Genomic DNA, 5,483 nt, shown 5'->3' on the forward strand with positions numbered 1-5,483 from the left:
GAATTCACCAATAGGGATGAGAGTGGTGGAAAATAAGAGAATGCAATTGAAAACAATCGAATGTAGATGGAAGCTTGTCCGGAGCGAGACCGGCCTACTTTTTATCGAGGACGGAATTCAAAAAGAATCACCCTAGCGGGTGAAATTTGGGTAGCCCCGGGTGGAGTGGTTTTGCGTCATTAGGCGCACGTGCTATGTTGCTTGTTGTGCTGATTGTGCCTGCGCCGCATGGTTTGAATGATCCTTTTTTGTACTGTTCCTCTTTTTGTCCTCCAGCCGGACGGGCTATTCCTTTTCCCTTCAGCTGGTCTTGACTCACCCCGTCGCTCGTAATACTCGCGCCACCCCTCTCTGCCAGCAGAGAGGGGACAGATTCATCTAAAATCATGATTTTAGATGAATCAGGGGAGAGTCAGTTAATTGTTAAGTTCCGCAGTAATCCTATCCAGTACCTTGCTCATCTGTTTCTGTTCCTCTTTTTGTTCTCTAGCCGGACAGGCTATTCCTTTTTCCCTGCAGCTGGAAAAAGGAATCAAAAAGAGCCGCCGCTGAATGAAAAAGAACTAAAAACAGTTTCCGAGGGCTAAAATTGTTCAAACTCCTCATCCGGCAGTGGCCGGACTCGTCGGACAGGCACAATTTTTTAACGTACGCTCCAACTGTTTTCTTAACGGCCTTTTTCATTAGGCGGGGGCGCTTCGAGCTTGCTAGGGCTGGATATCGTGCAGATTACTTAAGCCCCTTCGGCGGTTTGGGGAAATATGAGAAGCGGTTTGCTGTTCATTTCTTTACCGTTGTTTCGCTACTAAGCTTTTCGCTTAAACGGCATGTTGGGCAACGTTCCATGTTAATGTCCTTGAACCGGAGGGGCTGTCTATTTCGTGACAGGATAAAATAGACGAAAAAGACCACCCGGGATGGGTAGTCTTTCGTTGTGTATCATAGGGTGAGGATTAATATTCCAATACGAATTCTTCCTTAGGGTTGCGAACTTTTTTCATGGGTGCCAGCCAGTCGCTTTCGCTATCGCGGTAGCCAATTGGCAGCAGGGTCACGCTTTTTAGTCCTTTTTCTTTTAGTCCGAGCAGTTCGTCCATTTCTTCCGTTGTAAAGCCTTCAACCGGGGTACAGTCAACTTTCAGTTCGGCAGCCTGAGCAATGGCTAAAGCGAAGCCAATGTAAGATTGGCGGGCTGTATGTACAAAATTTTCTTCTTCTGTTTGAGGGAGGTAAGCGGCTTTCAGTTTGTCGGTGTACGATCCGAAACGTCCACGGGGTAAGCCTCGCTCGTCGGTTGTACGATCGTAAATGGTGTCGATGCGCTCTTCGGTGTAACGGTCCCAAGCTGCAAATACCAGTACATGCGATGCGTCGGCCATGATTTGTTGACCCCAGGCAATAGGAACCATCTTCTCTTTCAATTCCTGATTCGACACTACAATTACTCTAAATTGTTGCAAGCCTGATGATGTTGGTGCCAAGCGGGCCGCCTCGACAATTTTATCAACATCTTCTTGTGATACTTTTTTGGTTGGGTCGTACTTTTTAGTGGCATAGCGCCAGTTTAAATTTTCCAGTAATGACATTGTTCTGTTTCCTTTCTTCTAATTATTTCTAATTGTGTCTTAATCTTTTGTTCGTTGTTTATTCAAAATTTTGGTGACGACATCTTTAAGCTCCTGTAATTCTTCGGCTGTAACATTCATGGCTTCCATTACTTTCAGAGGAATCTGCTCGGCAGCTTTTTCCAGGTCTTTCCCGGTTGGAGTGAGGCTGATTTCGACCACCCGCTCATCGCAGGATTTCCGATTGCGGCTGATGAGCTTCTTAGCTTGCAACCGTTTCAGCAAGGGGGTGAGCGTACCGCTGTCCAGATCCAGCTTATGCCCAATTTGGTTAACGGATTGCGGATCCTCTTCCCAAAGCACCATCATCACCAGGTACTGCGGATAAGTAATATCCAGCTCGTCCAGAAACGGGCGATAGGTACTGGTGATTTCCCGCGACAAGGCGTAGATGGGAAAGCAAGCCTGACTTTTCAATTTCAGCATGTCGTTCATGATCTTGAATTTGATGGGACAAATATAGGTTTAAAATAAATTGTGCACAATTTAATTGGGTGAAGCTTAATATTGAGTTAACAAATCGGATGTCTAAGTCTTAAATAAGGGTAAATTTGTCTTTGACGCAGGTAACTGGTTGTGTCGGCATTTCAGCGAACTGTGTCGGAAAGCTGGCTATGTGTGTCGGTATTGTTGCTATGAGCGTCAATAGGGTAACAATGTGTGGAGTTGACTTGTCGAGGTATGTCGATAGAGCTTCGATGTGTGTCGGTATTCCATCGATGAGTGTCGGTCAGGTTTCCAGGAGTGGAGGAACTCCTTCGATGTATGTCGGTAATGTTACTGGTAGTGGAGGTAAGCTGGCTAAGAGTGGAAAGGAAGCATCTACCTGGTGAAGTATGACAATTGGAGATCGCGAATGGTTGGACGGTGCTTGTTATTCGATTGCTTATTGAGAAGAGTAGGATAAAAGTGGCGTCTAAGCGGAAATGGACAACGTGTAGGTTTCGTCTAACTGAGAGAAAAGCCATCTTTTTTGGAGACGGCTTTTGTTGATGTGTAGTGTAGGTAAAAACAGGACTCAATTTACACATCGGGAAGATTGTTGTTATTTTTAGCTTCTTCACTATGCATGTTGTCGACCACCCGGATAAAGGTGAATTGATTGGCCAGTGTTGGTTGGTTTTCGTAGTATTTAGAGGCAATTTTGCAGATCCCGATTATCTGGAGGTAAATGGCGTTTAGTTCGACAACAGCTTCTTCGGTTAATTCTTTACTGGTTTGTTTCAGGATTTCCTGGTTTACGTTGGCCTCTTCCAGTTGGGCAGCATAGCCGATAATATTTTCGATTAAAGTTGGATTGGTGCCTTTGCCAGTCAATTCGGTTTTTAGCGCATCGGTCATTCCCTTTTTAAAGGCGTAGAGTAGCTGTATTAGTGCTTCCTGATCGTCTGTGCGAGCAGTTTTCCAATTGCTGGTGTAGCCCAGTGTTTGCAATATTTCGTCGGCATTTATTTTAAAATCGACTTCAATTTGCGTTTTCAGAAACGAGAGTGCTTTTTGTGCCGGTTCCTGAATGCTGTGAAGTAGCAGGGTGGCTTTTCGTTGTTCCCCCTTTTTGTCGAGCCCGAGGTAGTTGTCAATCGCATTTTGTATGCGCGTTGAGAGGTCACTTTCATAAGTATCCGTCCAGTTGGATCGGATTAGACCAAGGTCGGCTAGATTGGTTTTGAAACTCTTCATGATGGTTAGAGATGCCATCAACATGTCCACGTCTTTGCAACTGTAAATTCGGTTTGTCATAGTTTTCAATTTTAGGTGTTTGTATCGCAATTTTGTAGTTACCAAGTTACGGGAGTCTATTGAATTGAAATTTACCATTTGGTAAAAAATGCATGGGTTAGCTTTTTTTTGCAACAAAAACAGACATGACTCAGCGAATTCACCAACAGGGATGAAAGTGGTGGAAAATAAGAGAATGCAGTTGAAAACAATCGAATGTAGATGGACGCTTGTCCGGAGCGAGACCTGGTCTACTTTTTATCGAGGACGGAATTCAAAAAGACTGGTGTGGCTTGCCAATGGTGCCGGTCCGGAAAAATAAAAGGAGAACAAATTGAATTGTCCTCCTCTATTATCGTACTTAATGCTTGTCAGATACTTTTGATTTCCTGTTGTCCGCCTTTGGGGACATTCAGTTCATATAAATAATAGGTTTTTGTGTTTTTGGGCTGAAGGTCGGGGGTTCCGAACACTTCGGGAGCCGGGATTGGGGTGGGTGCCATCAGCTTGTTGGATGCTTCACCGGCAGGAGCTTCGGGGAGATCCAAAGGCCACTCGGAGCGGATTAAGCATTTTCCGCCTAAAGCCGAATGAATGGTTGCTGTAACCAGTTTACCATCCTTCCAGCTGATATCGACGGTGAATCCACCCCTGGCTTTTAGTCCGCTCACCGATCCGTTTTGCCATTTGGAGGGCAGGGCCGGCAACAGGTGAATGGCACCGGCATGGCTTTGCAGTAGCATTTCAGCAATACCGGCTGTAACGCCAAAGTTGCCGTCTATTTGGAAGGGGGGATGGGCATCGAGCATATTTTTATACATGCCGCCTCCTCCATGGCCTTCCCGTTGCGGGCCAAAATCCATGGGGTAAAACAGGTTGCTGATGATTTTGAGGGCATGGTCGCCATCCAGCATTCGGGCCCACATATTGGTTTTCCAGCCCATAGACCATCCTGTCGCCTCGTCGCCACGTCGCAGCAATGAGTTTTTGACGGCTGTAAAGAGTTCGGGAGTATTCCACAGGTTGATCTGATTTGCCGGGTGAAAACCATACAGGTGGCTAAGGTGACGATGGTGGGGATCTACTTCCTCGAAATCTTCGTTCCACTCCATGAGCACGCCTTTGTCGTTTACACGGAAGGGCTGCAGGCGCGGAATCAGGCTGTCGAGCTCGGCCTTGAATTCGGGGTCGGTATTTAATATTTGTGTTGCCAGCCGGCAGTGATTGAGTAGCTCGTTGGTCATGGACAGATCGCTGGCCGGGCCGGCACAAACCGATACGGGTTCGCCGGTTTGGGGATCGTGAAACTGGTTTTCGGGAGAAGTACCAAAGCGTGTTTGCAGGTAGCCTTCAGCATCTTCGGATAACAGACCAATGAGAAAGCGGGCAGCACCTTTCATGCGCGGGTACATATCGGCCAGGAAAGCTGTGTCGCCGGTAAAAGCGTAATGCTCCCAGGCATGGCTAAGCATCCATACGCCACCCATCGGCCAGTTGGCCCACATGGGATCATCGTGGCCGTTGTCGCCTACCGGAGCACAGTGCCCCCAGATGTCGCCATTGTGGTGACTGCACCATCCATCGAGCTTGTAGTACGATTTGGCTACCGCTCTGCCTTTAACTGCATTGGTTTTTATCAGGTTCATCAGCGGATTGGTTAGCTCGCTCAAGTTGGTCGGTTCGGCGGGCCAGTAGTTCATTTCCACATTGATATTTTGCGTGTAGTTGGAATTCCAGGGTGGTTGTACCGAGCGGCTCCAGATTCCTTGAAGGTTGGCAGCCTGTGTTCCGGGGCGTGAGCTGGATATTAAGAGGTAGCGGCCATATTGAAATAGCAGAGATACCATGGACGGATCTTCATTTTGGTAAAAGGAGATGATGCGCTGGTCGGTTGGGATGGTATCTGTTCCGGGCAGTTGCCCCAGGTCAAGCTTCACCCGGTTGAAGAGGGAGTGGTAATCGACCGTATGTTTTTGCTTCAGGCTGTTCCAGTTGGCTTGTGCAGCCTTGCTCAGGATGCTGTCGGCTATTGCCTGGTAGTCTTTTCCCTCGAAAGCGGGGGATTTGTAGGGACCGTTAAAGCTTGTTGCTGCCGAAACGAGGATGAGTGCTTCTTTGCCATGGACTAGTTGAATCCCC

The 5,483-nt window shown here is 47.3% G+C and carries 6 protein-coding genes; 2 read left to right on the forward strand and 4 right to left on the reverse strand.

Going from position 1 to position 5,483, the window contains the following annotated elements; genetic code table 11:
• Positions 1-386 precede the first annotated feature (386 nt).
• Positions 387-587, forward strand: a complete 201-nt coding sequence (locus tag AC37HE_RS07790) for a hypothetical protein (RefSeq protein ID WP_500782248.1) — start codon at positions 387-389, stop codon at positions 585-587.
• A 366-nt stretch (positions 588-953) separates the two neighbouring features.
• Here the strand turns inward: AC37HE_RS07790 and AC37HE_RS07795 are convergent, their stop codons facing one another.
• Complete coding sequence (locus AC37HE_RS07795) at positions 954-1,586, reverse strand: NAD(P)H-dependent oxidoreductase (RefSeq protein ID WP_500782249.1); 633 nt, start codon at positions 1,584-1,586, stop codon at positions 954-956.
• A 39-nt stretch (positions 1,587-1,625) separates the two neighbouring features.
• Positions 1,626-2,060, reverse strand: a complete 435-nt coding sequence (locus AC37HE_RS07800) for a MarR family winged helix-turn-helix transcriptional regulator (protein WP_500782250.1) — start codon at positions 2,058-2,060, stop codon at positions 1,626-1,628.
• Between the two features lie 116 nt (positions 2,061-2,176).
• On the opposite strand from AC37HE_RS07800, the gene AC37HE_RS07805 reads away from it, so the two are divergent.
• Positions 2,177-2,458: a hypothetical protein gene (locus AC37HE_RS07805; protein WP_500782251.1), complete on the forward strand. Its 282-nt coding sequence runs from the start codon at positions 2,177-2,179 to the stop codon at positions 2,456-2,458.
• Positions 2,459-2,648: 190 nt separating this feature from the next.
• On the opposite strand, the gene AC37HE_RS07810 is transcribed toward AC37HE_RS07805, so the two are convergent.
• Both AC37HE_RS07810 and AC37HE_RS07815 read right to left on the reverse strand, forming a co-directional pair.
• Positions 2,649-3,365 (reverse strand): hypothetical protein, encoded by a 717-nt coding sequence (locus AC37HE_RS07810; RefSeq protein ID WP_500782252.1) that lies wholly within the window; start codon positions 3,363-3,365, stop codon positions 2,649-2,651.
• A 350-nt stretch (positions 3,366-3,715) separates the two neighbouring features.
• Positions 3,716-5,483 (reverse strand): glycosyl hydrolase family 95 catalytic domain-containing protein (locus tag AC37HE_RS07815; protein WP_500782253.1); only part of this gene is annotated, 1,768 nt, incomplete at its 5' end.

It is taken from the genome of Mangrovibacterium sp. (assembly GCF_059905295.1).